Source organism: Streptomyces sp. NPDC058671, from assembly GCF_042716475.1.
Taxonomy (GTDB): Bacteria; Actinomycetota; Actinomycetes; order Streptomycetales; family Streptomycetaceae; genus Streptomyces.
Genome location: NZ_JBHXSA010000040.1, coordinates 1 through 26243, shown reverse-complemented (window position 1 = coordinate 26243; position 26243 = coordinate 1). Strand labels below are relative to the sequence as shown.

The 26243-nt window shown below is 72.6% G+C and carries 26 protein-coding genes; 19 read left to right on the top strand and 7 right to left on the bottom strand.

What is annotated here, in order from left to right; translation table 11 throughout:
• Positions 1 to 139: 139 nt before the first annotated feature.
• The gene (locus tag ACFWV2_RS31670) at positions 140 to 1231 is read left to right on the top strand and encodes a nitronate monooxygenase (RefSeq protein WP_384410424.1); all 1092 of its coding nucleotides are present in this window, start codon (positions 140 to 142) and stop codon (positions 1229 to 1231) included.
• Positions 1228 to 1971 (top strand): 16S rRNA (uracil(1498)-N(3))-methyltransferase, encoded by a 744-nt coding sequence (locus ACFWV2_RS31665; protein ID WP_384410421.1) that lies wholly within the window; start codon positions 1228 to 1230, stop codon positions 1969 to 1971. Before ACFWV2_RS31670 ends, ACFWV2_RS31665 begins: the two co-directional genes overlap by 4 nt.
• 126 nt (positions 1972 to 2097) lie before the next feature.
• On the opposite strand, the gene ACFWV2_RS31660 is transcribed toward ACFWV2_RS31665, so the two are convergent.
• On the bottom strand, positions 2098 to 2466 hold the full coding sequence (locus tag ACFWV2_RS31660; RefSeq protein ID WP_384410419.1) for a hypothetical protein: 369 nt from the start codon (positions 2464 to 2466) through the stop codon (positions 2098 to 2100).
• A 74-nt stretch (positions 2467 to 2540) separates the two neighbouring features.
• Between ACFWV2_RS31660 and ACFWV2_RS31655 the strand changes: the two genes are divergently transcribed.
• The 12 genes from ACFWV2_RS31655 (at position 2541) to era (ending at position 13558) form a co-directional block, all read left to right on the top strand.
• Positions 2541 to 3911: an ATP-binding protein gene (locus ACFWV2_RS31655; protein ID WP_384410416.1), complete on the top strand. Its 1371-nt coding sequence runs from the start codon at positions 2541 to 2543 to the stop codon at positions 3909 to 3911.
• Positions 3908 to 5002 carry a tetratricopeptide repeat protein gene (locus ACFWV2_RS31650; RefSeq protein WP_384410413.1) on the top strand — a complete coding sequence of 365 codons (1095 nt, stop codon included), beginning with the start codon at positions 3908 to 3910 and terminating at the stop codon, positions 5000 to 5002. Before ACFWV2_RS31655 ends, ACFWV2_RS31650 begins: the two co-directional genes overlap by 4 nt.
• Before the next feature lie 79 nt (positions 5003 to 5081).
• Positions 5082 to 5441 carry a histidine triad nucleotide-binding protein gene (locus ACFWV2_RS31645; RefSeq protein WP_384410410.1) on the top strand — a complete coding sequence of 120 codons (360 nt, stop codon included), beginning with the start codon at positions 5082 to 5084 and terminating at the stop codon, positions 5439 to 5441.
• 3 nt (positions 5442 to 5444) lie between these two features.
• Entirely contained in the window at positions 5445 to 6350 is a 906-nt protein-coding gene (locus tag ACFWV2_RS31640) for a ribonuclease Z (RefSeq protein WP_384410407.1), read from the top strand.
• 2 nt (positions 6351 to 6352) lie between these two features.
• The gene (locus ACFWV2_RS31635) at positions 6353 to 7357 is read left to right on the top strand and encodes an adenosine deaminase (protein ID WP_384410427.1); all 1005 of its coding nucleotides are present in this window, start codon (positions 6353 to 6355) and stop codon (positions 7355 to 7357) included.
• A 191-nt stretch (positions 7358 to 7548) separates the two neighbouring features.
• Complete coding sequence (locus ACFWV2_RS31630) at positions 7549 to 8673, top strand: PfkB family carbohydrate kinase (protein WP_384410404.1); 1125 nt, start codon at positions 7549 to 7551, stop codon at positions 8671 to 8673.
• A 105-nt stretch (positions 8674 to 8778) separates the two neighbouring features.
• Positions 8779 to 9843, top strand: a complete 1065-nt coding sequence (locus ACFWV2_RS31625) for a PhoH family protein (RefSeq protein WP_384410401.1) — start codon at positions 8779 to 8781, stop codon at positions 9841 to 9843.
• 12 nt (positions 9844 to 9855) lie between these two features.
• Positions 9856 to 10353 (top strand): rRNA maturation RNase YbeY, encoded by a 498-nt coding sequence (ybeY, locus tag ACFWV2_RS31620; protein ID WP_360784142.1) that lies wholly within the window; start codon positions 9856 to 9858, stop codon positions 10351 to 10353.
• A 5-nt stretch (positions 10354 to 10358) separates the two neighbouring features.
• Positions 10359 to 11654, top strand: coding sequence for a hemolysin family protein (locus tag ACFWV2_RS31615; RefSeq protein ID WP_360784138.1), 1296 nt, complete (start codon positions 10359 to 10361; stop codon positions 11652 to 11654).
• Positions 11651 to 12004, top strand: coding sequence for an MmcQ/YjbR family DNA-binding protein (locus ACFWV2_RS31610; RefSeq protein ID WP_384410397.1), 354 nt, complete (start codon positions 11651 to 11653; stop codon positions 12002 to 12004). The genes ACFWV2_RS31615 and ACFWV2_RS31610 overlap by 4 nt, the downstream gene beginning before the upstream one ends.
• A gap of 32 nt (positions 12005 to 12036) precedes the next feature.
• Complete coding sequence (locus tag ACFWV2_RS31605) at positions 12037 to 12399, top strand: cytidine deaminase (RefSeq protein ID WP_384410394.1); 363 nt, start codon at positions 12037 to 12039, stop codon at positions 12397 to 12399.
• Between the two features lie 208 nt (positions 12400 to 12607).
• The gene (gene era, locus ACFWV2_RS31600; RefSeq protein WP_384410391.1) at positions 12608 to 13558 is read left to right on the top strand and encodes a GTPase Era; all 951 of its coding nucleotides are present in this window, start codon (positions 12608 to 12610) and stop codon (positions 13556 to 13558) included.
• Positions 13559 to 13595: 37 nt separating this feature from the next.
• Here the strand turns inward: era and ACFWV2_RS31595 are convergent, their stop codons facing one another.
• Positions 13596 to 13874, bottom strand: coding sequence for a protealysin inhibitor emfourin (locus tag ACFWV2_RS31595; protein WP_384410388.1), 279 nt, complete (start codon positions 13872 to 13874; stop codon positions 13596 to 13598).
• Positions 13875 to 13895: 21 nt separating this feature from the next.
• Positions 13896 to 14948 (bottom strand): M4 family metallopeptidase, encoded by a 1053-nt coding sequence (locus ACFWV2_RS31590; RefSeq protein WP_384410385.1) that lies wholly within the window; start codon positions 14946 to 14948, stop codon positions 13896 to 13898.
• Positions 14949 to 15241: 293 nt separating this feature from the next.
• Between ACFWV2_RS31590 and leuA the strand changes: the two genes are divergently transcribed.
• Positions 15242 to 17014 (top strand): 2-isopropylmalate synthase, encoded by a 1773-nt coding sequence (gene leuA, locus ACFWV2_RS31585; RefSeq protein ID WP_384410382.1) that lies wholly within the window; start codon positions 15242 to 15244, stop codon positions 17012 to 17014.
• Between the two features lie 334 nt (positions 17015 to 17348).
• Positions 17349 to 18041: a TerB family tellurite resistance protein gene (locus ACFWV2_RS31580; RefSeq protein ID WP_384410379.1), complete on the top strand. Its 693-nt coding sequence runs from the start codon at positions 17349 to 17351 to the stop codon at positions 18039 to 18041.
• 16 nt (positions 18042 to 18057) lie between these two features.
• On the opposite strand, the gene ACFWV2_RS31575 is transcribed toward ACFWV2_RS31580, so the two are convergent.
• The 4 genes from ACFWV2_RS31575 to ACFWV2_RS31560 form a co-directional block, all read right to left on the bottom strand.
• Positions 18058 to 19428, bottom strand: a complete 1371-nt coding sequence (locus tag ACFWV2_RS31575) for an FAD-binding oxidoreductase (protein ID WP_384410376.1) — start codon at positions 19426 to 19428, stop codon at positions 18058 to 18060.
• A 129-nt stretch (positions 19429 to 19557) separates the two neighbouring features.
• Complete coding sequence (locus ACFWV2_RS31570) at positions 19558 to 21501, bottom strand: LuxR C-terminal-related transcriptional regulator (protein ID WP_384410373.1); 1944 nt, start codon at positions 21499 to 21501, stop codon at positions 19558 to 19560.
• Between the two features lie 68 nt (positions 21502 to 21569).
• Entirely contained in the window at positions 21570 to 22940 is a 1371-nt protein-coding gene (locus tag ACFWV2_RS31565) for an FAD-dependent oxidoreductase (RefSeq protein ID WP_384410370.1), read from the bottom strand.
• Positions 22941 to 23077: 137 nt separating this feature from the next.
• On the bottom strand, positions 23078 to 23884 hold the full coding sequence (locus ACFWV2_RS31560) for a hypothetical protein (RefSeq protein ID WP_384410367.1): 807 nt from the start codon (positions 23882 to 23884) through the stop codon (positions 23078 to 23080).
• Positions 23885 to 24319: 435 nt separating this feature from the next.
• Here ACFWV2_RS31560 and ACFWV2_RS31555 point away from each other — a divergent pair, with 435 nt between their 5' ends.
• From ACFWV2_RS31555 to ACFWV2_RS31545, 3 genes are read left to right on the top strand one after another with little or no spacing between them, the layout of a single operon-like run.
• Entirely contained in the window at positions 24320 to 24538 is a 219-nt protein-coding gene (locus ACFWV2_RS31555) for a hypothetical protein (protein ID WP_384410364.1), read from the top strand.
• 38 nt (positions 24539 to 24576) lie between these two features.
• Positions 24577 to 25326: a DNA repair protein RecO gene (gene recO / locus ACFWV2_RS31550; protein ID WP_384410361.1), complete on the top strand. Its 750-nt coding sequence runs from the start codon at positions 24577 to 24579 to the stop codon at positions 25324 to 25326.
• A gap of 13 nt (positions 25327 to 25339) precedes the next feature.
• Positions 25340 to 26164, top strand: coding sequence for an isoprenyl transferase (locus ACFWV2_RS31545; protein ID WP_384410358.1), 825 nt, complete (start codon positions 25340 to 25342; stop codon positions 26162 to 26164).
• Positions 26165 to 26243 lie beyond the last annotated feature (79 nt).

The window sequence follows — 26243 nt, the reverse complement described above, 5'->3', positions numbered from 1 at the left end:
TTGGGGGGGGGGCGGGCCGGGGGGGGGGGGGCGCCCCCCCTTCCGGCTGCCCGCGCCGTCCTGCCGCCCGTCCGCGCCGCCCCTTCCGTACCTGACGTTCGAATTCGGCACCGCCGCAGACGCATGGCACGATGCCCATATGTCCACCACCGCACTGAACGATCTGTCTCGGTATCCGATCGTGCAGGCCCCCATGGCGGGTGGCGGTTCCTGTCCCGAGCTGGTCGGGGCCGTCTGCGAGGCCGGGGCGCTCGGCTTCCTGGCCGGCGGGTACAAGACGGCCGGCGGCCTGTACCAGGAGATCAAGCAGACACGCGGGCTCACCGCACGCCCCTTCGGCGTCAACCTCTTCCTGCCGCAGAGCGGGCGGCCCGCCGACCCCGCCGCCGTCGAGGTCTACCGCCACCAGCTCGCCGGCGAGGCCACCTGGTACGGCACCCCGCTCGGCGACACCGACGCCGGTCGCGACGACGCCTACGACGCCAAGCTGGCCATCCTCCTGGAGGACCCGGTCCGCGTCGTCTCCTTCACCTTCGGCTGCCCCGCGCCCGAGACGCTCGCCGCCTTCGCCCGCGTCGGTACGTTCACGATCGTCACCGTCACCTCCGCCGACGAGGCCCTCGCCGCCCAGGCCGCGGGCGCCCACGCCGTCTGCGTCCAGGGCGTCGAGGCCGGCGGACACCAGGGCACGTACCGCGACGACCCGGCCGACGACGGCGCCCGGGGCACCGGGCTGCTCGCCCTCCTCACCCGGATCCGCGAGAGCGTCGCGCTGCCGATCGTCGCCACCGGCGGGATCATGCGCGGCGCCCAGATCGCCGCCGTCCTCGCCGCCGGGGCCGAGGCCGCCCAGCTCGGCACCGCCTTCCTCTGCTGCCCCGAGTCCGGCGCCCACCCGCTGCACAAGCGGGCCCTGACCGACCCGCTGTTCACCAGGACCGCCCTCACCCGGGCCTTCTCCGGGCGCCCCGCCCGCGGCCTCGTCAACCGCTTCATGCGCGAGCACGGCCCGTACGCCCCCTCCGCCTACCCGGAGATCCACCACCTCACCGCCCCGCTCCGCAAGGCCGCCGCCACCGCGGGCGACGCCCAGGGCATGGCCCTGTGGGCCGGCCAGGGCCATCGGCTCGCCCGCGAACTCCCCGCCGGGCAGCTGGTCGAGGTGCTGGCAGCCGAACTCGACACCGCCCTCTCCGACCTCTCCGGGCCCGCCCACAGGAGCGCCTCATGACCGCACCCGTCTTCGTCGTCGACACCGTCCCCGGCACCGGCACCTTCGTCCTCGACGGGCCCGAGGGGCGGCACGCCGTCTCCGTGAAGCGGCTTCAGGGCGGGGAGGACCTCGTCCTCACCGACGGCCGCGGCCGCTGGGCCGACTGCGTGGTGCTCACGGCCGAGGGCAAGGACCGGCTGACCGTCCAGGTCTCGGGCGAGCACGAGGACCTCCCGGAGGAGCCCCGGATCACCGTGGTCCAGGCTCTGCCCAAGGGCGACCGGGGCGAACTCGCCGTCGAGACCATGACGGAGACCGGGGTGGACGCCGTCGTCCCGTGGGCCGCCTCCCGCTGCATCACCCAGTGGAAGGGCGACCGGGGCCTCAAGGCGCTCGCCAAGTGGCGGTCCACCGCGCGCGAGGCCGGCAAGCAGTCGCGCCGCAGCCGGTTCCCCGAGATCGCCGACCTGATGACGACCAAGCAGGTCGCCGCGCTCCTCGCGGACGCCGACTTCGCGGCCGTCCTGCACGAGGACCGCGACCACCCGAGCGGCGCGCTCGCCACCGCCGAACTCCCCGAGAAGGGCTCGATCGTGCTGATCGTCGGCCCCGAGGGCGGGGTCTCGCCGCAGGAGCTCGCCGCGTTCGAGGAGGCCGGGGCGAAGCCGTACCGCCTGGGCCGCAGCGTTCTTCGCACGTCCACGGCGGGCACGGCGGCGACGGCGCTGGTGCTGGGGCGGACGGGGCGCTGGAGCTAGCCGTGCGCGGGCGGTCGGGGCCGTACCCGACGTCAGCGGGCCGGGGCCGGGGCCGTATCGGCAGGCCGACCGCTCTCCGGCTGCACCAGCCCGTCTCCGGCCCGACCAGCCGCTCTCCGGCCTGTACTAGCCGTTCTCCCGTCCGTCCGGCCTGGTCAGGGCGTCGAAGAGGGGCCAGCCGTCCGTCTCCCGTATGCCGTGCGTGGCCGGGAAGAGGTCACGGGCCGAGGCCTCGTCGAGGAAGCGGCGGACCACGCCCGGTTCGTTGAGGTTGAGCCAGCCGCCGTCCGCGGCGGCCACCTCGCCGTCGCCCATCGTGTACCCGCCGGTGATACGGCCGGGGCCGCTCCGGAAGACGAGCCGGAGACCGGTGTGGCGGGTCTCGGCCGGGCGGAGGGTGAGGTACGTCAGGCACTCCGGGTGCGTGTGGCCGACGTTCCAGAGCCACACCGACCCGTCCACCGTCAGCCTGCGGGGCGCCCGCGATCGTCTCATGCGGCGCACCCTACGCTCCCGCCCGTACCGCACCCGGTGGACGGTGGTCCCCCGCGCCTCCATAAGGTGGCCGCATGGCCGACGAGTCCCCTCTGATCCGCAGTCTGCGCGCCGCCGTGGCCGCCGCCCCCGGCGACGTACCCCTGCGTCTTCACTTCGCCGAACTCCTCCTCTCCGAGGGACGTCACGACGAGGCCGTCGCGGAGGCGGCCGTCGCCCTCCAGCACGCGCCGGGGGACGCGGACGCGCGGGCGCTGATGATGCGGGCGATGGGCGTCCCCCCGGTGGCCGCCTCCGCTCCGACGACCGAGCGGCCCGGCCCGGCCGTGCCCGCCGACCCGGCCACCGACCTCCCCGTGCCCGCCGACCCGGCCGCGGACGCCCCCGCGCCCGCCGACACCCCCGCCGAGCCGCCCGTGCAGCCCGAGCCGCCCGTCGGCGACCGGTCCTCCTTCGACTGGGACGCCGCCGAGCAGCAGGTCCAGGACCTCGTCGGGCCCCGGTTCCTGGAGGACCCGCAGGCCGCCGACGGCGAGGGGCGCGCCGGTGACGCCGCCGCCTGGGACGTCGACGCCCCCGGCGCCGTACGCCTCGCCGACGTCGGCGGCATGGAGGAGGTCAAGGACCGCCTCGAAGCCGCGTTCCTCGCGCCCATGCGCAACCCCGAACTGCGCCGCCTGTACGGCAAGTCGCTCCGTGGCGGCCTCCTCCTCTACGGGCCTCCCGGCTGCGGCAAGACCTTCATCGCGCGGGCCGTCGCGGGTGAACTCGGCGCGAACTTCCTCACCGTCTCGCTCTCCGACGTCCTCGACATGTGGATCGGCGCCTCCGAGAAGAACATCCACGACATCTTCGAGACCGCCCGCCGCCAGGCCCCCTGCGTCGTCTTCCTCGACGAACTGGACGCCCTCGGCGCCAAGCGCTCCCGCACCCACTCCAGCGGTCTGCGCAACGTCGTCAACCAGCTCCTCACCGAGCTCGACGGCATCGCGAGCGGCGCCGGCAACGAGGGCGTCTTCGTCCTCGCCGCCACCAACGTGCCCTGGGACGTGGACATCGCGCTCCGCCGCCCCGGCCGCCTCGACCGCACCCTGCTCGTGCTCCCGCCGGACTCCACCGCGCGCGAGGCGATCCTCCGCTACCACCTGCGCGAGCGCCCCATCGAGGCCGTCGACCTCGGCAAACTGGTCAAGGCCACCGAGGACTTCTCCGGCGCCGACCTCGCCCACGTCTGCGAGACCGCAGCGGAGGCCGCGCTCCTCGACTCCGCCCGCAGCGGCCGCGTACGCCTCATCACCACCAAGGACCTGCTCGGCGCGGCCAAGCAGATCAAGCCGTCCACGGAGCCGTGGTTCGCCGCCGCGAGGAACGTCGCCATGTTCGCCAACGAGGGCGGCCTGTACGACGACCTCCTCGCCCACCTCAAGCGGAAGCGCAAGCTGTGACCGCCCCGACCGCCCTCCTGCGCGCCGAGGCCCTGTACGACACCGGGCGGTACGCGCAGGCGGGCGAGCTCGTCGCCCAGCACCTGGCGACCGAACCGGAGGACGCCGAGGCGCTGGTCCTGCTCGCGCGCTGCCACCACCGCTCCGAGGACCACCCGGCCGCCCTCGACGCCGTGGACCGGGCGCTCGGCGCCCGACCCGAGCTGCTGACGGCCTGGCTGATGCGCGTCCAGATCCTGCTGGGCCTGCGGCGGTTCCAGGAAGCCGAGGCCTCCGCCCGGTACGCCGTCCAGCTCGCCCCGCAGTACTGGGGCACCCACTACGCCCTCGGCACCGCCCTCGCCCAGTTCGGGGAGCACGCGCGTGCGTCCGCGCGTGCCGTCGAGGCGTACGAGGCGGCGCGGGCAGCCGTCAGCCTCGCCCCCGAGGAGGACGCCGCCCACTTCCTGGTCGGGCTCACCGCCCAGCGCCGGGGCGACCACGCCACCGCCCAGCGGGCGTACGAGACGACGCTGCGGCTCAACCCGCAGAGCAGCGAGGCCCACAACAACCTGTCGCTGCTGCGGCTGCGCCGCCGCTGGTTCCGGCGCGGGGCCTGGACGCAGGCCGCCGAGGGTTTCGTCGCCTCCGCCGCGCTCGACCTCCAGGACCGCAAGGCCCGCTACAACCTGGAGGCCATGGCCTGGAACACCGTCGCCGGGTCACGCTGGGTGGCCCTGCTCGGCTTCGTGGCCTCCACGTTCGGCACCGCGCCGGTCCGCTCCGGAGCCACCGGCGCCGAGGCGGTCGTCCCCTTCGTGATCGGCGCGGGCGTGCTCCTCTGCGCCTGGGGCGGCTGGGTGCTGTGGATGGGCCGGCGGGTGCCGCCCCGGCTGCGCCGCCCCATGTTCCTCGTGGCGCGTTCCTGCAGGCCGGTGATCGCGATGGCGACGGCCGTGGGACTGCTCGGCCTCTACTCGGTGGTGACGATGGCCCTGTGGTCGTTCGACGCGGGGCTGATCGGCGGGCTCGGCAGCCCCTTGTTCTGGGCCGTGATCATCACGTACTGGGTGAGCCGCTCGGCCCTGAACCGGCGCGCTCCCAAGGACTGACGGCCTCGGGACCGGGGATGTCGGAGGCGGCGGATAGCATGCGCGTGGAGTGACCGACGAGGCGAGGAGGCCCAGGGCCATGGCCGGAGAGCCGCAGAGCGACTGCCTGTTCTGCAAGATCGTGGCGGGCGAGGTGCCCGCGACGATCGTGCGCGAGACGGAGACGACCGTCGCGTTCCGCGACATCAACCCGCAGGCGCCGACCCACGTCCTCGTGATCCCCCGCGTCCACTACCCGGACGCCGCGTCGCTCGCCGCCGGCGCCCCGACCGTCGCCGCCGACCTGCTGCGCGAGGCCGGAGAGGTCGCCGCCCAGGAGAAGACCGACGCCGGCGGCTACCGCATCGTGCTCAACACCGGCGCGGGCGCGGGCCAGACCGTCTTCCACGTCCACGCGCACGTGCTCGGCGGCCGCGGCCTCAACTGGCCCCCCGGATAACCCGTGTCCGTACGCGAACTGGTCGTCCTCGGGACCGCGAGCCAGGTCCCGACCCGGCACCGCAACCACAACGGCTATCTGCTCCGCTGGGACGGACAGGGCATCCTCTTCGACCCCGGTGAGGGCACCCAGCGCCAGATGCTGCGGGCCGGGGTCGCCGCGCACGACCTCCACCGGATCTGCGTGACCCACTTCCACGGCGACCACTCGCTCGGCCTGGCCGGGGTGATCCAGCGGATCAACCTCGACCAGGTCCCGCACCCGGTCACCGCGCACTACCCGGCGAGCGGGCAGCACTTCTTCGAGCGCCTGCGGTACGCGACGGCCTACCGCGAGACCGTGAAGCTGACCGAGTCGCCCGTCGCCGCCGACGGGCCGCTCGCCGTCACCGAGGCGTACACCCTCGACGCGGTCCGGCTCTCGCACCCCGTCGAGTCGTACGGCTACCGGCTCACCGAGCCCGACGGGCGCCGCATCCTGCCCGAGAAGCTGGCCGCGCACGGCATCAAGGGCCCCGACGTGGGCCGGATCCAGCGCGAGGGCGTCCTGGACGGGGTGAGCCTCGACGAGGTCAGCGAGATCCGGCACGGGCAGCGCTTCGCCTTCGTCATGGACACCCGGCTCTGCGACGGCGTGGACGCCCTCGCCGAGGGCGCCGACCTGCTCGTCATCGAGTCGACCTTCCTCGACGAGGACGTCCGCCTCGCCACCGACCACGGCCATCTGACGGCAGGACAGGCCGCGAAGGTCGCCCGCGACGCGGGCGTACGGCATCTCGTCCTGACCCACTTCTCGCAGCGCTACTCCGACCCGGCCGAGTTCGAGCGGCAGGCGCGGGCCGCCGGGTTCGACGGCGAACTGAGCATTGCCCAGGACCTCATGAGGGTCCCCGTACCGAAACGAACGTGACCATGCCCGTACCCAAGGCCGAACTGCACCTCCACATCGAAGGCACCCTCGAACCCGAGCTGGCCTTCGCCCTCGCCGCGCGCAACGGCGTCACCCTGCCGTACGCGGACACCGAGGAACTGCGCCGCGCGTACCGCTTCAGCGACCTCCAGTCCTTCCTCGACCTCTACTACGGCCTGATGGCCGTGCTGCGCACCGCCGACGACTTCACCGAACTCACCGACGCCTATCTGGAGCGGGCCGCGGCCCAGGGCGTCCGGCACGCCGAGATCTTCTTCGACCCGCAGGCGCACACCGCGCGGGGCGTCCCCCTCGGCACCGTCGTCGAGGGCCTGAGCACCTCCCTGGAACGCTCCGAGGAGCGGTACGGGATCTCCACCCGGCTCATCATGTGCTTCCTGCGCGACGAGTCGGCGGAGTCGGCGCTCGCGACCCTGGAGGCCGCGAAGCCGTACCTGGACCGCATCACCGGCGTCGGCCTCGACTCGGCGGAGGTCGGCCACCCGCCGGCGAAGTTCCGCGCGGTGTACGAGGCCGCCGCGGCGCTCGGTCTCCGCAGGGTCGCCCACGCGGGCGAGGAGGGCCCCGCCGCCTATGTGCGGGAGGCCCTCGACGTCCTCGGCGTGGAGCGGATCGACCACGGCCTTCGCTGCATGGAGGACCCGGAGCTCGTCGACCGACTGGCCAGGGAGCGGGTGCCGCTCACCCTCTGCCCGCTGTCGAACGTACGGCTCCGCGTGATCGACACGCTCGCCGACCATCCGCTGCCGGCGATGATGGCGGCGGGGCTGCTCGTCACCGTCAACTCGGACGATCCGGCGTACTTCGGGGGGTACGTGGGGGACAACTTCGCGGGGGTGCGGGAGGCGCTGGGGCTTGAGCCGGAGCAGCTGCGGGACCTGGCGCGCAACTCGTTCCTGGCGTCGTTCCTCGAGGACGACGAGCCTCGGCGGGCGCGGTACCTGGCGGAGGTCGAGGCGTACGAGTTCGGGGGCGGGCGGGCGTAGGCGCCTGGAGCTGAACGCCGACGGGCGGGGTGGCCACGCGACGGCGGCCCGCGGGGACCCGGGTTCGAGGACGGGGAGAGGGCAACGCGCGAAGCCGTGTCGCGTCTCCCCGTCCCTCCACCCCCATCGGGCACACTGTCCGGATCGGCACCACGGTGCCGATCCGCCGCACCACGACCGGGGAGTCCGCCGTGACCACAGCAAGGGGAGACCAGCCGCAGCACGACGCCGGAGTCGACCCGCTGGTGTGCCTGCGCGAACCCACCGACCCCGCCTGCGACGTCTTCCTGACCGGCACCGTCTTCCTCGACATCATCTTCACCGGCCTCGACAGCGCCCCCGTCCGCGGCACCGAGTCCTGGGCCCGCGGCATGGGATCGAGCCCCGGCGGCGTCGCCAACATGGCCACCGCCCTCGCCCGCCTCGGCCTGCGCACCTCCCTCGCCGCCGCCTTCGGCGACGACCACTACGGCGAGTACTGCTGGGACGCGCTGGAGCAGGGCGAGGGCATCGACCTGTCGCTCTCCCGCACCGTCCCGGGGTGGCACTCGCCCGTCACCGTCTCCATGGCGTACGAGGGCGAGCGCACGATGGTCTCCCACGGCCACGAGGCCCCACCCGACGACGCCACCGGCGCCCTGCCCGCGTACCCGCCGCACGCGCGCGCGGCCGTCGCCTCCCTGGTCCCCGGCCGCGGCGAGGAGTGGGTCGCCCGGGCCGCCCGCGGCGGCGCCAAGGTCTTCGCGGACGTCGGCTGGGACGACACCGGCCGCTGGGACCTGGCGGGCCTCACCGACCTGGAACACTGCGAGGCCTTCCTGCCCAACGCCGCCGAGGCGATGCGCTACACCCGCACCGACTGCCCCAGGGCCGCCGCCCGCGCCCTCGCCGACAAGGTCCGCTACGCCGTCGTCACCCTCGGCTCCGAAGGCGCCTACGCCGTCGACGGCGCCACCGGCGAGACCGCCGAGGTGCCCGCCATCCAGGTCTCGGCGCTCGACCCGACCGGCGCGGGGGACGTCTTCGTCGCCGGGTTCGTCACCGGCACCCTCGCCGACTGGCCCCTCGCCGACCGGCTCGCCTTCGCCGGGCTCACCGCCGCCCTCTCCGTCCAGGAGTTCGGCGGCTCCCTGTCCGCCCCCACCTGGGGCGAGATCGCCGCCTGGTGGCAGCAGGCGCAGGGCCACGCCATGCAGGACCCCGAGGCCCTGCGCGCCCGCTACGCCTTCCTGGAGCGGCTCCTGCCGGCCCCCGGCCGCCCCTGGCCGCTGCGCCGGGCGGTGCCCACGATCGGCTTCCGCGCGGCCCATCCGTAAACCGTTACGGCCTGTCGGACCCGAGTCGTAGGCTTGGTACTCCGGAGGCCGTCGAGCGGCGACAGCCCTGCAACGGGAGGTGTGTGCAGGCCCCAGTGCCGGCCCATGACTCAGACACCCACATCCCCCAACGGCGCGCCCGGCGAAGCCCGCGCCCACTTCACCGTCCCCGCCAAGCACCCCATGGTCAGCCTCCTCGGCTCCGGTGACGCGCTGCTCCGTGTGATCGAGCGGTCGTTCCCGCGGGCCGACATCCACGTCCGGGGCAACCAGGTCAGCGCGGTCGGCGACGCGGCGGAAGTCGCGCTGATCCAGCGCCTGTTCGACGAGATGATGCTGGTGCTCCGCACCGGTCAGCCGATGACGGAGGACGCAGTGGAACGCTCGATCGCCATGCTCAGGGCGAGCGAGAACGGATCGGAGGGCGGGGACGAGACCCCCGCCGAGGTCCTCACGCAGAACATCCTGTCCAACCGGGGCCGCACGATCCGCCCCAAGACGCTCAACCAGAAGCGGTACGTCGACGCGATCGACAAGCACACGATCGTCTTCGGCATCGGCCCGGCCGGCACCGGCAAGACCTATCTCGCGATGGCGAAGGCGGTCCAGGCCCTGCAGTCCAAGCAGGTCACCCGGATCATCCTGACCCGCCCGGCCGTCGAGGCCGGCGAGCGCCTCGGCTTCCTGCCCGGCACGCTCTACGAGAAGATCGACCCGTACCTGCGCCCGCTCTACGACGCCCTGCACGACATGCTCGACCCCGACTCGATTCCCAAGCTGATGGCGGCGGGCACGATCGAGGTCGCGCCGCTGGCGTACATGAGGGGCCGCACCCTCAACGACGCGTTCATCATCCTCGACGAGGCGCAGAACACGAACCCCGAGCAGATGAAGATGTTCCTCACCCGCCTCGGCTTCGACTCGAAGATCGTCATCACCGGTGACGTCACCCAGGTCGACCTGCCGAACGGGACGAAGAGCGGTCTGCGGCAGGTCCGGGACATCCTCGAAGGTGTCGAGGACGTGCACTTCTCGGCGCTCACGTCGCAGGATGTCGTCCGGCACAGGCTCGTCGGCCGTATCGTCGACGCGTACGAGCAGTACGACCTCCGCACCGAGAGCCGCGACGACAGCCGCGGTGAGCACCGGCGCGGCCGCAACGGGAAGTAGAACGCAGAACACATGTCGATCGACGTCAACAACGAGTCCGGTACCGAGGTCGACGAGCAGGCGATCCTCGACATCGCCCGCTACGCGCTCGCGCGCATGCGCATCCACCCGCTCTCCGAGCTCTCGGTGATCGTCGTGGACGCGGAGGCGATGGAGCAGCTCCACATCCAGTGGATGGACCTGCCGGGACCGACGGACGTCATGTCCTTCCCGATGGACGAACTGCGCCCTCCGGCGAAGGACGACGCCGAGCCCCCGCAGGGGCTCCTCGGCGACATCGTGCTCTGCCCCGAGGTCGCCACCCAGCAGGGCAAGGACGCGCCGACGGAGCACTCCATGGACGAGGAGCTGCAGCTCCTCACCGTCCACGGCGTGCTGCACCTCCTCGGGTACGACCACGAGGAGCCCGACGAGAAGGCCGAGATGTTCGGCCTCCAGGCGGCGATCGTCGACGGCTGGCGCGCGGAGAAGGGCCTGACCGGCCCGTCTCCCGCGCCGACCGTCTCCTGACCCCGATGGACATGTCACTGATCCTCGGCGCCGTGGCCCTGGTCGTCGTCGCCTGGCTCGCCGCCTGCGCCGAGGCCGGACTCGCCCGTGTCACCAGCTTCCGCGCCGCCGAGGCCGTACGGTCCGGGCGGCGCGGAGCGGCGAAACTGGCGCAGATCGCCTCCGACCCCACCCGCTACCTCAACGTGGCGCTGCTGGTGCGCGTCGCCTGCGAGATGGCGGCCGGCGTCCTCGTCACGTACGCCTGCCTCGAAGCCTTCCCCGAGACCTGGGAGGCGCTGCTCATCGCCATCGCCGTCATGGTCCTCGTCTCGTACGTGGCCGTCGGCGTCTCCCCGCGCACGATCGGCCGCCAGCACCCGCTGAACACCGCGACGGCCGCCGCGTACGTCCTGCTTCCGCTGGCCCGGATCATGGGGCCGATCCCGCAGCTGCTCATCCTCATCGGCAACGCGCTGACGCCCGGCAAGGGTTTCCGCAAGGGCCCCTTCGCCTCCGAGGCGGAGCTGCGGGCCATGGTCGACCTCGCGGAGCAGGAGTCGCTGATCGAGGACGAGGAGCGCCGGATGGTGCACTCCGTCTTCGAGCTGGGCGACACGCTCGTCCGGGAGGTGATGGTGCCCCGTACGGATCTGGTCTGCATCGAGCGGTTCAAGACGATCCGTCAGGCCCTCACGCTCGCGCTGCGCTCCGGCTTCTCCCGTATCCCGGTCACCGGTGAGAACGAGGACGACATCGTCGGCATCGTGTATCTGAAGGACCTGGCCCGCAGGACGCACGTCAACCGGGACGCCGAGGGCGACCTGGTGGCCACCGCGATGCGTTCCGCCGCCTTCGTGCCCGACACCAAGAACGCCGGGGACCTGCTGCGCGAGATGCAGCAGGAGCGCAACCACGTCGCCGTCGTCATCGACGAGTACGGGGGCACGGCCGGGATCGTCACCATCGAGGACATCCTGGAGGAGATCGTCGGCGAGATCACCGACGAGTACGACCGTGAGCTGCCGCCGGTCCAGGACCTCGGCGACGACCGCCACCGGGTCACCGCCCGTCTCGACATCGGGGACCTGGGCGAGCTGTACGGTCTCGGCCCCGACGAGTACGACGACGAGGACGTGGAGACCGTCGGCGGGCTGCTCGCGAAGGCGCTGGGCCGGGTGCCGATCGCGGGTGCGAAGGCCGTGGTGAAGCTGCCGGACGGGCGTGCGCTGCGGCTGACGGCCGAGTCCCCGGCCGGCCGGCGGAACAAGATCGTCACCGTTCTCGTGGAGCCGCTGGAACCGGAGGGGACGCCGGAGTGACCCCCGACGAGCTGCGTGCCTTCTGTCTCGGCTTCGACGACGCGAGGGAGGAGTTCCCGTTCGGCCCCGAGACCTCCGTCTTCAAGGTCGCCGGGAAGCTGTTCGCGCTGTCGGCGCTCGATGCCGAGCCGCTGCGGGTCAATCTCAAATGCGACCCGGACGAGGCGGTGCGCCTCCGCGAGGAGCACCCGGCGATCGCACCCGGCTACCACATGAGCAAGCGCCACTGGAACACGGTGACGGTCGCGGGGCTCCCGGACCGGATGGTCCGGGAGCTCGTCGAGGACTCGTACGACCTGGTGGTCGCGGGTCTCCCCAAGGCGGTACGGCTCCGCCTCGACCGCCCCTGACCCGCCGGAAGGCCCCGGCCTATGCTCGGGGCATGACACTCAGCAGCGAGCACGGCGACCTCGGCGCCGAGGACCTCAAGATCATCACCCTGGCGCGGAGCGCCCGCGCGCGTAACGGTGTGCCCGAGGGCGCGGCCGTACGGGACGAGACCGGCCGCACCTACGTGGCGGGGACGGTGGAGCTGGAGTCGCTCAGGCTGAGCGCGCTGCGGACCGCGGTCGCGATGGCGGTGGCCAGCGGCGCCCAGTCCCTGGAGGCGGCGGCCGTCGTCTCGGACGCCGGTGCCGCCACGGACGAGGACCGCGCGGCGGTACGCGACCTCGGCGGCCCCGGGACCCCGGTGCTGCTCGCCGGCCCCGACGGGCGGCTGCGGGCGGCGGTCACCGCGGGCTGAGCCCCGTACGACGGACCTCACCGCCACCCCGAAGGACGACAGGGAAACCGGCGCCGTGTCCTTCCTCGCCCTGCCCCGGTTGCCCGCCGCGGCCCTGCTCGCGGGGGGTGCGGCGGGCCTCGTCGGACGGCGGACACGGCGGCCCGACGGGGTCCGTTCCGGATCCGGAGCGCACGCGCGTACGTGAGGCGGGCGCTCATCGGGGACAATGGCCCCCATGAGCGCTCGCAACCAAGAAACCGAAGCCGTCCACCGGGCCGGCTTCGCCTGCTTCGTCGGCCGCCCCAACGCGGGCAAGTCCACCCTCACGAACGCTCTGGTCGGCCAGAAGGTGGCCATCACCTCGAACCGGCCGCAGACCACCCGGCACACCGTCCGGGGCATCGTGCACCGCCCGGAGGCCCAGCTGATCCTGGTGGACACCCCCGGCCTCCACAAGCCGCGCACCCTCCTGGGCGAGCGGCTCAACGACATCGTGCGCACCACCTGGGCCGAGGTCGACGTCATCGGCTTCTGCCTGCCCGCCGACCAGAAGCTCGGCCCCGGCGACCGGTTCATCGTCAAGGAGCTCGCCGGGATCAAGAAGACCCCGAAGGTCGCCGTCATCACCAAGACGGACCTCGTCGACTCCAGGGCGCTCGCCGAGCAGCTCATCGCGGTCGACCAGCTCAGCAAGGAGCTGGGCTTCGAATGGGCGGAGATCGTCCCGGTCTCGGCCGTCGGCGACACCCAGGTCCAGCTCGTCGCCGACCTCCTGGTCCCGCTGCTCCCGGAGTCCCCGCCGCTCTACCCGGAGGGCGACCTCACGGACGAGCCGGAGCAGGTCATGGTCGCGGAGCTGATCCGCGAGGCCGCGCTCGAAGGCGTACGGGACGAGCTGCCGCACTCGATCGCGGTGGTCGTCGAGGAGATGATCCCGCGCGAGAACCGTCCGGCGGACCGGCCGCTGCTGGACATCCACGCCAACGTCTACATCGAGCGCCCCAGCCAGAAGGGCATCATCATCGGTCCCAAGGGCAGCCGCCTGAAGGAGGTCGGCATGAAGTCCCGCAAGCACATCGAGGCCCTGCTCGGCACCCCCGTCTTCCTCGACCTCCACGTGAAGGTCGCGAAGGACTGGCAGCGCGACCCGAAGCAGCTGCGGAAGCTCGGCTTCTGATCCGTCGACCCGGGCCCGGGGGCGTGTCCGGGAGACCCTAGGCGCCTTCCTTGAGGACCCTCGTGATGAGGGTCCTCTGCGTTTCCGTGAGGCGCGGGTCGCCGCAGTGGACCGTCCGGCCGTCGACGGTGATCTCGTACGAGAATCCGTCCGGCACGCCCCGGCCCCCGTCGTCGACGCCCTCGTCGTTCCCGCCGTCGAGGACCGCCTCGGCCAGGGTGTGCCAGTCGTCGGCGTCCGGCCGGCCGGAGGTGTCCACCTCCGCCGACCGCTCGATGCCGGCGAAACCGCCCGTGCGCCGCACTCGAATCCGCATGTGCCCCTGTCTACCAGCCGCTCAGTCGGTGGGCACCCCCACCGCCGCCCAGGCCTTCAGGACCGCCTGGATCTCCTCGCCGTCGCCGAACCGCGCCCTCGCCGCCGCGACCGTGGCCGCGGCGAACTCGGAGAAGCGGGCCTCGGGGGTGAGCGTGCCGCCGGTCATCACGTCGTACCAGATGCGTCCGGCCCGCTCCCAGGCGTTGCCGCCGAGTTCGGTCGCGGCCAGGTAGAAGGCGTGGTTGGGGATGCCGGAGTTGATGTGCACCCCGCCGTTGTCGCGGCCGGTGCGGACGTAGTCGTCCATGTGGGCGGGCTGCGGGTCCTTGCCGAGGACGTCGTCGTCGTACGCGGTGCCGGGCGCCCTCATGGAGCGCAGCGCCGTGCCCTCCACGTCCGGGTGGAAGAGGCCCTCGCCGATGAGCCAGTCGGCCTCCTCGGCGCTCTGCCCGCGCGCGTACTGCTTGACCAGCGAGCCGAAGACGTCGGACACGGACTCGTTGAGGGCGCCGGACTGGCTGAAGTACTCCAGGTTCGCCGAGTACTGGGTGAAGCCGTGGGCCAGTTCGTGGCCGATGACGTCCACGGGCAGGGTGAAGTCGAGGAAGACCTGGTCGTCGCCGTCGCCGAACACCATCTGCTCGCCGTTCCAGAAGGCGTTGCCGTAGTTCTCGTCGTAGTGGACGGAGGCGTGCAGCGGCAGCCCCGCGCCGTCGATCGAGTCGTGCCCGAAGGCGTTCAGGAAGAGGTCGAAGGTGGCGCCCAGACCCGCGTACGCCCGGTTGACGGTGGCGTCCCCGGTCGCCTCCTCGCCCTCCGCGCGGACCCGCTCGCCCGGCAGGTCCGTGCCGTGCCGGCAGTCGTAGACGGTGCGGTGCGGGCGGCCCGCCTCCGTGGGGGCGAGCGTGGGCGTGGCCCCGGGCAGCGGCAGCACCCGGAACGTCCGGGCCGATGCGTCCGCGATGAGGGTGCGGCGGGCGGCGGCGGCGACGGCCGGGTTCGAGGAGTGCGCCAGGTGCTCCAGGAGGTGCGGAGGGACGATCGAGCAGAAGACGGGGGAGTGCGGAGTCATGCCCGCAATGTGGCACTGCGTGAGACACCTGTCACTGGTTGCGACGAGGATTGGTGAAATGGAGTGATGCGTCACTGTTCGGGATTGACGCGGGGGCCGTCCCGCATACTGGAACGGCACGTCCGCCTCACTGTCCCTGGGCTAAGCTGCGGCACATCATGCGTTTCGGGCTGCTTCTCCTTAGCCGCCGCGGCGAGGGCCTGTAGTCGTAGGCCGACCCCCTCCCCGCGGGACCTGGCGTTGCGTTCGACAGTCGGCCGTCCTTCTTTTTCGGACCCGAGGAGCCCTACGCGATGTCCCAGTCCCCCTTCATCGGTCGCCCCACGCCCGTCACCAACGCGACGCAGCTGCAGAAGCCGTCCGGGATGCCGATCCACAAGTACGGCCGTTACGAGGCCGTGGAGATCCCGGACCGCACCTGGCCGGAGCGGCGGATCACCAAGGCCCCCCGCTGGCTGTCCACCGACCTGCGCGACGGCAACCAGGCCCTGATCGACCCGATGTCCCCGGCCCGCAAGCGCGAGATGTTCGACCTGCTCGTCCGCATGGGCTACAAGGAGATCGAGGTCGGCTTCCCGTCCTCCGGCGAGACCGACTTCGCGTTCGTGCGCTCCATCATCGAAGAGGGCGCCATCCCGGACGACGTCACCATCTCCGTCCTGACCCAGGCCCGTGAGGACCTGATCGAGCGGACCGTGGAGTCCCTGGTCGGCGCGAAGCGCGCCACCGTCCACCTGTACAACGCCACCGCGCCCACCTTCCGCCGGGTCGTCTTCCGCGGCTCGAAGGAGCAGATCAAGCAGATCGCCGTGGACGGCACCCGCCTGGTCATGGAGTACGCGGAGAAGCTGCTCGACGAGCGGACGGTCTTCGGCTACCAGTACAGCCCGGAGATCTTCACCGACACCGAGCTGGACTTCGCCCTGGAGGTCTGCGAGGCGGTCTGCGACGTCTGGCAGCCCGGTCCGGGCCGCGAGATCATCCTGAACCTGCCCGCCACCGTGGAGCGTTCGACGCCGTCCACGCACGCGGACCGGTTCGAGTGGATGTCCCGGCACCTGACCCGCCGCGAGTACATCTGCCTGTCGGTCCACCCGCACAACGACCGCGGCACGGCCGTGGCCGCGGCCGAGCTGGCCGTCATGGCCGGTGCCGACCGCATCGAGGGCTGTCTGTTCGGCCAGGGCGAGCGCACCGGCAACGTCGACCTGGTGACCCTGGGCATGAACCTGTTCAGCCAGGGCGTCGACCCGCAGATCGACTTCTCGCAGATCGACGAGGTCCGGCGGACCAGCGAGTACTGCAACCAGATGGAGGTCCACCCGCGCCACCCCTACGCGGGCGACCTGGTCTACACCGCCTTCTCCGGCTCCCACCAGGACGCCATCAAGAAGGGCTTCGACGCCATGGAGGCCGACGCGGCCGCCGCCGGCAAGACCGTCGACGAGATCGAGTGGGCGGTGCCGTACCTGCCCATCGACCCCAAGGACGTCGGCCGCTCCTACGAGGCCGTCATCCGGGTCAACTCGCAGTCCGGCAAGGGCGGCATCGCGTACGTCCTGAAGAACGACCACAAGCTGGACCTGCCCCGCCGGATGCAGATCGAGTTCTCGAAGATCATCCAGCAGAAGACGGACACCGAGGGCGGCGAGGTCACGCCGGCCGCGATCTGGGCGGCGTTCCAGGACGAGTACCTGCCGAACCCGGACGACGCGGCGGCCCGCTGGGGCCGCATCCAGCTGCGCTCCGGCCAGACCACCTCCGACACCGACGGCACGGACACCCTGACCGTCGAGGCGGTCGTCGACGGCGTCGACACCGTCCTGTCCGGCTCCGGCAACGGCCCGATCTCCGCCTTCTTCGCCGCCCTGCAGGCGGTCGGCGTGGACGCCCGCCTGCTGGACTACCAGGAGCACACGATGAGCGAGGGCGCCTCCGCGCAGGCCGCCTCGTACATCGAGTGCGCCATCGACGGCAAGGTCCTGTGGGGCATCGGCATCGACGCCAACACGACCCGTGCCTCCCTGAAGGCGGTCATCTCGGCGGTCAACCGTTCCGCGCGCTGACCCGCACCGCGACCACCGCCCCGCGCCTCCTCCACGGTGCGGGGCAGTGGCACGCCGGGTCGGGAGCGGTCCACGCCGTCCGCCACCCCGGAGGGTGATCTCGCGGCGGCCGGTTCGGCCATCGCGCCCGGCGCGAGCGGCGGCGCGGCGGCCGCCGTTCTCGGCGCCGGAGGCTTCCTGGCCTTCGCGAAACGTCGCCGCCGCGCCCCCTGGGCGGTGACGTGTCTCGGCCATCTCCACGGCGAAGTCGCGACGAGGTGCTGACGCCACATCAAGGATGTGGCTAACATCACGCCAACGCCGGCAGCGAAGCCGGGCGGTTGAGGAGGTGCGTATGCGGTCTGCCCGGAATCCACGCGGTGCGAAGGTGGGCATCTGCGGAATCCGTACCTCCTGGAACACCGTCGGGGACGGCGAGTTCTTCTGCGAGGAGTGCGGTGGCGACCGGAACTACCGGCGCCGCACCGGCCGCCGCAGGTTCGCCGTCCTGGGCGTCCCTGTCCTGCCCCGGGGCTGTACGGGCCCCGTCGTCGAGTGCGCGGCCTGCCACACGCGCTTCGGCACGGAGGTGCTCGACCACCCGACGACGAGCCGCTTCTCCGCGATGCTGCGGGACGCCGTGCACACCGTCGCCCTCGCCGTGCTCGCGGCCGGCGGCACCGACTCCCGTGAGGCCCTGGACCGGGCCGTGAGCGCGGTCCGGTCCGCCGGCTTCGCCGAGTGCACGGCCGTCCAGCTCGTCGACCTCGTGGAGGCCCTGGCGGCCGACACCGGACGCTTCATGCCCGAGGTCAACCCCGAGGGGACGCTCCTCGCGATCGAGCTCCACGAGGCCCTTGAGCCGCTCGCCCCGCACCTGGCGGCCGCCGGGCGGGAGTCGATCCTGCTCCAGGCCGCCCGGATCGCCCTCGCCGACGGCGCCTACAGCCCGGCCGAGCAGGAGGTCCTCGGGACCGTCGGGAACGCGCTGGCGCTCGCTCCCGACGACACCGTCCGGCTCCTCGCCTCGGCGAGGACCGTGTCGTAGGAGCCGTCGCGGGGGCCTACGGGACGATGTTCTGGTTGAGCCGGAACACGTTGTCCGGGTCGTAGCGGCGCTTCACGTCCCGCAGCCGGTCCCAGTTCTGGCGGTAGTTGACCCGCACCCGGTCCTGGTCGTCGCTGTCCATGAAGTTGACGTACCCGCCCTCCTGGGTGTGCGGGCGCAGCGCCCTGTCGTAGGCGCGGGTCCAGGCGATGTTCCGCTCCGAGTCCGCCGCGTCGGTCCAGGTGGCGCCGAAGGAGTGGGAGAAGGAGGCGTCCCGGTAGGCGAACGCGGTCTCCCGCGGGCCCACCCGGTGGCAGGCCCCGTCGATCGGGAAGACCGCCGTGTCCGACTCCAGTGACGGCATCGTCGCGCCGTACTCCATGTGCGCGGCGATGGCGCCGTCCGAGAGGTCGCGGCTGAAGTTGCCCTTCCAGTAGTGGTGGAGCCCCGGGGGCAGCTGTTCGTCGAAGAAGGTGTTGATCGCCGGGTACGGCATCCGCTCCATGAACCGGCCGATCACCGGGCCGAGTCCGTCGAGGAGCGCGAGGACCTTCCCGTCCTCCTTCTCCGGGCCGCTGAAGCAGGTGAACGCGGCGCAGATCGGGCGGCCGTGCCAGCGCTCCGGCAGGAACGGTTCCTCGGGGCCGAGTGCCAGGACGAGGATCGAGTTCAGCTCCTCGGGCGCGGCCGTGACCGCCTCCTGCCAGGCACGGGCCACCCCCGCGTCGAGCGGGTAGCAGCTCAGGCCGCCGAAGACGTCCGCGACCGGATGCACCCGGAACGCCAGCGAGGTCGCGACCCCGAAGTTGCCGCCCCCGCCCCGCAGCGCCCAGTACAGGTCCGGATGCCGCTCCGCGTCGCAGGACACCTGGAGGCCCTCGGCGGTCACCACGTCGGCCGCGACCAGGTTGTCGCAGCTCAGGCCGTAGCGCCGGGAGAGGTGGCCCATGCCGCCGCCGAGCGTCAGACCCCCGACGCCGGTCGTGGAGATCACCCCGCCGGTGGTGGCGAGCCCGAACGCGTGGGTGGCGTGGTTGAAGTCGCCCCAGGTGGCGCCGCCCTCCGCCCGCGCGACGCGGGCCAGCGGGTCGACCCGGACGCCCCGCATCCGGGACAGGTCGACGACGAGACCGTCGTCCACGGTGCCGAATCCGGCCACGGCGTGGGAGCCGCCGCGCACGGCGAGCGGCAGGTCGTGCTCCCGGGCGTAGAGCACCGCCGCGATCACGTCGGCGGCGTCCACGGCATGGACGACGACAGCGGGACGGCGGTCGTGCAGGGCGTTGTAGACCCGGCGGGACACGTCGTACGACGGGTCGCCACGGGTCACGACGGTGCCGCGCACGGCACCGCGGAGCGTGTCCAGGGGATCGGTGAGGGTGGTCATGGTTCCGGTGTAGCCCCGCGGCCCCGGGGCACGCATCGCCCGAACCACCCATGGCCGGCGCCCGTCACGAATGGGCCGTTCGGACCAGGAGTCTGGACCCGGTGGCCCGTCCGGGCCGGGGGCGGCCGTTCAGATCAGGCCGTGCGCGTACGCGTACGCCGTGGCGGCGGCGCGGGAGCCGACGCCCAGCTTGGCGAAGATGTTGTTCAGATGGCGGGCGACCGTGTGCTCGCTGATCACCAGGTCGCGGGCGATGTCCTTGTTCGTCCCGCCCGAGGCGACGAGCCGCAGCACCTCCGCCTCCCGTGCGGTCAGCCCGCCCGGCAGCCGCCGCCGCGCCCCGCCGGAGAGCAGCGCCGCCGCGCGCCGGGCGTCCGGCACCGCCCCGAGGCGCTCGAACACGGCCCGCGCGGAGCCCAGCTCCAGGCGGGCGGCCTCCTCGTCGCCCCCTGCCCGGTCCACCGCCGCGAGCAGCATCCGCACCTGAGCGGCCTCGTACGGCACCCGGAGCTCCAGCCATCCGGCGAGCGCCCGCCGCAGCAGGCGTGGCGCGTCAGCGCTCCTCTCGGCCAGCGCCACCGAACCGAGCGCCGTGTCGGCCAGGGCCCGAAGCAGGGGCACGTCACCGGCCAGGGCGTCGAGGTCCGCCGCCGCGTCCGCCGCCCCCGGTACGTCACGGACCGCGAGGGCCACCTCGGTGCGGGCGGCGAGCAGACGGGCCCGGCCCAGGAGGTCGTGGCGGGCGTCACCGCGGCAGGCCAGGGCCAGGTCGACGCCCGCGACCGCCGCGTCGGCCCGGCCCTGCGCCAGGCGCAGCAGCGCGAGGCCCGGCTGCGGGATCCGGCCGAGTTCGTGGGCGTGCCCGTACGAGACGGCGGCGGCGTCCAGGCGGCCCTGGCGGCGCTGGACGTCACCGGCGGCGTAGTAGGCGGCTGCGGCCGACTCCAGGCAGTCCACCGGCACCTCCCGGCAGGCCTGCCGGGCCTCCGCCTCGGCGAGCGCCCAGACCCCGAGAAGGTCGAGCACCTCGACCCGGTGGGCCCGGCACACCCCCCGGAACGGGTTCTCGCCGGAGGGCACGGCCATGGGGAGCTGCCCGGGGCCGGGCGCGGGGCCCGAGGCGGTGGGGGGCACGGGGGCGAGGCCGGCGGTCGTCGGGCCCGTACGAGCGGTGAGGCCGTCGACCGACTCCGTACGGCCGGCAGGGCGGTCCACCGCTCCCGTACGGCCGTCCGAGCCGCCCGCCGCATCCGCACGGCCGCCGGGCTCGGCGGCCCCCTCCGCGGCGGCCCCCGTGGCGGAGGGGGCCGCCCGGTCGTCCGTCGGCGGGTGGGTCGGCCAGGGCGGGGCGCACCATTCCATCGCCGCGTTCGTCCACTCCACCGCCCGGCCGAAGTCGGCCGCCTCCATGCACTGGGTCAGGGCCAGGCAGTACAGCCAGCCCGTGAACATGCCGCTCAGTTCGCCCGCCGACACCGCGCACATCGCGTCGTCGAGGAGGGCGAGGGCCTCGGTCCTGCGGCCGGCCGCGAGGAGGACGCGGGACTCGGCCTGGCGGCTGAGGGCGAGCAGGTCGGGGCTGCCCGAGCCGAGGGCGAGGGCGGTCATCCGGTGGGTCGCGGCCAGGGCGGCCTCGTGGTCGCCGTGCGCCTGGGCCTCCTCGGCGTCGCTCCAGGCCAGGAAGCACTGCTCGGGGCAGTCCGGCAGGTCCTCCAGGTGGTGCCTGGCCCGGTGGAGCCAGCCGGCGGCCGCGGCCGGGCGTCCGAGGCCCAGGTACTCGTAGTGCAGCCACCAGGAGGCGAGCCCGGCGCCCCGGTGGTCGTCGGCCGCCAGACAGGCGGCGTGCGCCCGGAGCCGGGCGGTGACGGACTCGTCGACGTGCCCCGACCACCAGGCGGCGTCGGCGAGGACGGAGAGGTCGTCGGCGGTCAGACCGCGCGAGGGGTGCAGGTCGTGTGCGTGCAGGAGCGCGTACGCCTCGGCCCAGGACTCACGGGCCGCGGCGTCCCTGGCGCGCTCGACGACGTCGGCCGCGCGTGGCGTGGCCGGGGTGTGGATCGTGGGTGCGGACATGGCTCTCGCCTCTTCCCGGTCCTTTCAGAGTAGGACCGGGAAGAGGCGGGGGCCCGCCCGCGGGGGCGTCAGTCGATCGCGCCGCTCGCGCGCAGCATGTCCTCGCGCTCGACGATCTTCACGCGCTCGCGGCCCTGCGGCTCGCCGAGCGCCTTCTCGGCGGCGTCCAGGGCGTACCAGCCCTCCCACGTCGTGTACGTGAGGCCCTTGCCCTCCAGGAAGGACACGACCGCGTCCTCCTCGGGGGCGTCGGGGGTGAGCAGACGCCCGTGGGCGAAGTCCTCCAGGAGGTTCTTCACGGTCTCGTTGGCGTCGCCCTTGGTGTGGCCGATGAGGCCGACGGGGCCGCGCCGGATCCAGCCGGTGACGTAGGTGGAGGCCATGTGCTCGCCGGTCTCCTCGACCACCCGGCCGCCGACGTCCGGCACGGTGCCGCTCGCGGTGTCCCAGGGGAGCTTGGGCAGCTCGTCGGAGAGGTAGCCGACCGCGCGGTAGACGGCCTGGACGTCCCAGTCCGTGGTGGCGCCGGTGCCCCTGACGTTCCCCGTGCCGTCCAGCTCGGTGCGCTCGGTGCGCAGGCCGACGACCCGGCCGTCCTCGCCGAGGATCTCGACGGGCGACTCGAAGAAGTGCAGGAAGAGCTTGTGCGGGCGGTCGCCGACGTCGCGGATCGCCCAGTTCTCCAGGGTCTTGGCGACCATGTCGGTCTGCTTGTTCTTGCGGCGCTCGGCGATCGAGCCGTCGTCGTAGTCGATGTCCTCGGGGTTGACGATGACCTCGATGGTGGGGGAGTGGTCCAGTTCGCGCAGCTCCATGGGGCTGAACTTGGCCTGGGCCGGGCCGCGGCGCCCGAAGACGTGGATCTCCAGGGCCTTGTTGGCCTTGAGCCCCTCGTACACGTTCGCGGGGATCTCGGTCGGCAGCAGCTCGTCGCCGGTCTTGGCGAGGATGCGGGCGATGTCGAGGGCCACGTTGCCGACGCCGAGGACGGCGACCTTCTCCGCTTCGAGCGGCCAGGTGCGCGGGACGTCCGGGTGGCCGTCGTACCAGGAGGCGAAGTCGGCGGCGCCGTACGAGCCGTCGAGCTCGACGCCCGGGATGTCCAGCGGGCGGTCGGCCATGGCGCCGGTCGAGAAGACCACCGCGTCGTAGAAGGCGCGCAGGTCGTCGAGGTGCACGTCGGTGCCGTAGTCGATGTTGCCGAACAGGCGGACCTGCGGCTTGTCGAGGACCTGGTGGAGGGCGGTGATGATGCCCTTGATGCGCGGGTGGTCGGGGGCGACGCCGTAGCGGATGAGGCCGAAGGGAGCGGGCATCCGCTCGAAGAGGTCGATGGACACACCCGGCTCGGCGGCGGCCTCGGACTTCAGCAGCGCATCGGCGGCGTAGATTCCGGCGGGGCCGGCGCCGACGATCGCGACCCGGAGGGGGCGGGGCATGACGGGGTTCCCTTCGCAAGCGACGTGGCGGCGAGGCCGCCGACACTTAGGTCACCCTAAATAACGCATCGCGTGGAGTGGTACCCGCCCCCGGTCTATGGACTCATAAGCCGAACTTATGACTACCCCAAGGGTGGCTAGGACCCGCTCCCGGCGAGCGCCTCGATCGTCATCAGGACGAGCGACGCGACGCCGCAGAGCCCGCAGACGAGAAGGAACGTCCCCACCCAGATGTCGAGACGCTGCATCAGCCCCGGCTTCAGCGTGAAGACCTCCGCCGGGTCCTGCGCGTCGTAGACGATCTCCAGGTACGGCCCGTGGCCGACGGCGGACACGGTGCGGGTGATCCCGGATCCGTCGACGTAGAGGTAGGTCCCCGGCACGTTGGACGGACGGGCGAACTCCCTCACTCCGTGCCCGCGCACCCGCCGCCTGTACTTCCACACCCCCGCCTCGTACACACCGGCCCCGAGGGCCACGGCCGTGATGGCACCGACCGGGACGATGGCGACGGGATAGACGAAACCTCCGGCGACGCCGCCGATCACGGACAGGACGACGACCGTCACGAGGCTGCCGAGGGCGTACCACTTGGTCCGACGCAGGGCCCTCCGGGACCGGCGCGTCCTGAGGGTCCTGAGGACCAGCATGGCGGCGCCGTCGACCTCCTCCTCAGGATCGAGCAGCAGCGAGTTCACGCCGTCGGCGAAGGCGGCCGCCGCCGTCTCGTCCGCGCCCTCGATCCGCTGCACCACCGGCGCGGCCCCGGCCGGAGCCCGGAGTTCGACGGCGACGGACCGTCCTTCGGCCCGCACCCGGGCGACGGCCTCGCCGGGGATCGTGAGCTCCTCGCCGGGGCGCTCCAGGAGCAGCCCTTCGGGGGCGGCGCTCAGGACGGTGCTGCCGTGGCCCTTGAGGACGGGTATGGACGCGATGATCGACATGGTCCGGATCGTACGGCCGGCGGCCCCGCGCCGTCAGCCCCCGAAAGCGCGGCCGTCATTCTCGCGTCCGGGGATTCTCGCTTCCCCGCATACAAGGCGTTCGGCACCGTGCCGATGGCTTTCCGTCGCGCCCGTCCGAAAATACCGCCGGTTCGGCAGAAGAGCTCCGCCGACTTCCGGAGAACTCACCCGGCCGCCCTTGGCCAAGGATTAACTCCCCCGCCGGGCCCCGCAGTTGCCCGGACCGCGCGTCCGCCGATTCCACGGATTCCACCCGCCCTGGAGAGGCGAAGCGGGAAATGGATTCAGAAAGGCATACGTTGGTGAGGGAAGACCTCATGAAGGCGACCAGAGGGCTGCTCGTCGAAGGGGATGCCGCACGACGGAAACGGCGCGGCTCGCCGCCGCCGCCCTACCGCGGGAGGAGAACCGGTCATGACCGCACTGCCCATCGGGTCGTACGTCGTGGAGATCCGCACCGGGCGGGTCGGGAGGGTCATGGGGCACGAAGGGCCCTACGTCCAGATCCGCCCGCTGGGCGGCGGCCGTGAGTGGCACGTGGAGCCGGACGGGGTCCGGGAGGCGACCTCGGCCGAGCGGCTCAGCGCCGCCACGGCCCACGTCAACGCGCGAAGTCGCGGCGAGGTGCCCTGACGGCCCGGGGGCCTCCTCCCGTACGCGAGAATGGGCCCATGAGTCTGTTCCGCGACGACGGCATCGTGCTGCGCACCCAGAAGCTGGGTGAAGCGGACCGCATCATCACGCTCCTCACGCGCGGTCACGGGCGCGTACGCGCCGTGGCACGGGGCGTACGGCGCACCAAGTCGAAGTTCGGCGCGCGACTCGAACCGTTCTCACACGTGGACGTGCAGTTCTTCGCGCGGGGCAGCGAACTGATCGGGCGCGGCCTGCCGCTCTGCACCCAGAGCGAGACCATCGCCCCGTACGGCGGCGGAATCGTCACCGACTACGCCCGCTACACCGCCGGCACCGCCATGCTGGAGACGGCCGAACGGTTCACCGACCACGAGGGCGAGCCCGCCGTGCAGCAGTACCTGCTGCTCGTGGGCGGCCTGCGGACCCTCGCCCGCGCCGAGCACGCCCCCCATCTGATCCTCGACGCCTTCCTGCTCCGCTCCCTCGCCGTGAACGGCTACGCGCCCAGTTTCGACGACTGCGCCCGATGCGGGATCCACGGGCCCAACCGCTTCTTCTCGGTCGGGGCCGGCGGCGTCGTCTGCGGCGACTGCCGGGTCCCCGGAAGCGTCGTACCCTCGGCGGAGGCCATCGGCCTGCTCAGCGCGCTGCTCACCGGCGACTGGGCGACGGCGGACGCGTGCGAGCCGCGTCACGTCAGGGAGGGCAGCGGGCTCGTTTCCGCCTATCTGCACTGGCACCTGGAGCGCGGCCTGCGCTCGCTGCGGTACGTAGAGAAGAACTAGGAGAGACCACGCCATGGCCATCGCACGACTCCTCGGGCGCCGGCGTCGGGAGTACAGGACTCCCGAGCCGCACCCGTCCGGCGCCCGCCCGCCGAAGCTCCAGCCCGAGTTCGTCCCGGAGCACGTCGCGATCGTCATGGACGGCAACGGCCGCTGGGCCAAGGAGCGCGGCCTGCCCCGCACCGAGGGGCACAAGGTCGGCGCCGAGCAGGTGCTCGACGTGCTCCAGGGCGCGATCGAGATGGGCGTGGGGGCGATCTCGCTGTACGCCTTCTCCACCGAGAACTGGAAGCGCTCGCCCGAGGAGGTGCGCTTCCTCATGAACTTCAACCGCGACTTCATCCGCAAGACCCGTGACCACCTCGACGAGCTCGGCATCCGGGTGCGCTGGGTCGGCCGGATGCCCAAGCTGTGGAAGTCGGTGGCCAAGGAGCTCCAGGTCGCGCAGGAGCAGACAAAGGACAACACCGGACTCACCCTGTACTTCTGCATGAACTACGGCGGTCGCGCGGAACTCACGGACGCGGCGCAGGCGCTGGCCGAGGACGTGAAGGCCGGCCGCCTCGACCCCGCGAAGATCACCGAGAGGACCATCCAGAAGTACCTCTACTACCCGGACATGCCGGACGTGGACCTCTTCCTGCGGCCCAGCGGCGAGCAGCGCACCTCCAACTACCTGATCTGGCAGAGCGCGTACGCCGAGATGGTCTTCCAGGACGTGCTGTGGCCGGACTTCGACCGCCGCGACCTGTGGCGCGCCTGCGTCGAGTACGCCGAGCGCGACCGGCGCTTCGGCGGCGTCGACCCGGCCGACATGGCCGTCCTCGACAAGGCCTGACGGGCAGGTCGTACGGGCACGCCGTACGGGCCTGACACAGGACCTGACATACGTGGGGGCCCGCACCGGAGGATTCCGG

Bases quoted from the DNA above. Each gene is read 5' to 3' on its own strand.
- ACFWV2_RS31670 (WP_384410424.1), top strand. From the start codon at position 140: ATGTCCACCACCGCACTGAACGATCTGTCTCGGTATCCGATCGTGCAG.
- ACFWV2_RS31665 (WP_384410421.1), top strand. From the start codon at position 1,228: ATGACCGCACCCGTCTTCGTCGTCGACACCGTCCCCGGCACCGGCACC.
- ACFWV2_RS31660 (WP_384410419.1), bottom strand. From the start codon at position 2,466: ATGAGACGATCGCGGGCGCCCCGCAGGCTGACGGTGGACGGGTCGGTG.
- ACFWV2_RS31655 (WP_384410416.1), top strand. From the start codon at position 2,541: ATGGCCGACGAGTCCCCTCTGATCCGCAGTCTGCGCGCCGCCGTGGCC.
- ACFWV2_RS31645 (WP_384410410.1), top strand. From the start codon at position 5,082: ATGGCCGGAGAGCCGCAGAGCGACTGCCTGTTCTGCAAGATCGTGGCG.
- ACFWV2_RS31635 (WP_384410427.1), top strand. From the start codon at position 6,353: ATGCCCGTACCCAAGGCCGAACTGCACCTCCACATCGAAGGCACCCTC.
- ACFWV2_RS31625 (WP_384410401.1), top strand. From the start codon at position 8,779: ATGACTCAGACACCCACATCCCCCAACGGCGCGCCCGGCGAAGCCCGC.
- ybeY (WP_360784142.1), top strand. From the start codon at position 9,856: ATGTCGATCGACGTCAACAACGAGTCCGGTACCGAGGTCGACGAGCAG.
- ACFWV2_RS31615 (WP_360784138.1), top strand. From the start codon at position 10,359: ATGGACATGTCACTGATCCTCGGCGCCGTGGCCCTGGTCGTCGTCGCC.
- ACFWV2_RS31605 (WP_384410394.1), top strand. From the start codon at position 12,037: ATGACACTCAGCAGCGAGCACGGCGACCTCGGCGCCGAGGACCTCAAG.
- era (WP_384410391.1), top strand. From the start codon at position 12,608: ATGGCCCCCATGAGCGCTCGCAACCAAGAAACCGAAGCCGTCCACCGG.
- ACFWV2_RS31595 (WP_384410388.1), bottom strand. From the start codon at position 13,874: ATGCGGATTCGAGTGCGGCGCACGGGCGGTTTCGCCGGCATCGAGCGG.
- ACFWV2_RS31590 (WP_384410385.1), bottom strand. From the start codon at position 14,948: ATGACTCCGCACTCCCCCGTCTTCTGCTCGATCGTCCCTCCGCACCTC.
- leuA (WP_384410382.1), top strand. From the start codon at position 15,242: ATGTCCCAGTCCCCCTTCATCGGTCGCCCCACGCCCGTCACCAACGCG.
- ACFWV2_RS31580 (WP_384410379.1), top strand. From the start codon at position 17,349: ATGCGGTCTGCCCGGAATCCACGCGGTGCGAAGGTGGGCATCTGCGGA.
- ACFWV2_RS31575 (WP_384410376.1), bottom strand. From the start codon at position 19,428: ATGACCACCCTCACCGATCCCCTGGACACGCTCCGCGGTGCCGTGCGC.
- ACFWV2_RS31570 (WP_384410373.1), bottom strand. From the start codon at position 21,501: ATGTCCGCACCCACGATCCACACCCCGGCCACGCCACGCGCGGCCGAC.
- ACFWV2_RS31565 (WP_384410370.1), bottom strand. From the start codon at position 22,940: ATGCCCCGCCCCCTCCGGGTCGCGATCGTCGGCGCCGGCCCCGCCGGA.
- ACFWV2_RS31560 (WP_384410367.1), bottom strand. From the start codon at position 23,884: ATGTCGATCATCGCGTCCATACCCGTCCTCAAGGGCCACGGCAGCACC.
- ACFWV2_RS31555 (WP_384410364.1), top strand. From the start codon at position 24,320: ATGACCGCACTGCCCATCGGGTCGTACGTCGTGGAGATCCGCACCGGG.
- recO (WP_384410361.1), top strand. From the start codon at position 24,577: ATGAGTCTGTTCCGCGACGACGGCATCGTGCTGCGCACCCAGAAGCTG.
- ACFWV2_RS31545 (WP_384410358.1), top strand. From the start codon at position 25,340: ATGGCCATCGCACGACTCCTCGGGCGCCGGCGTCGGGAGTACAGGACT.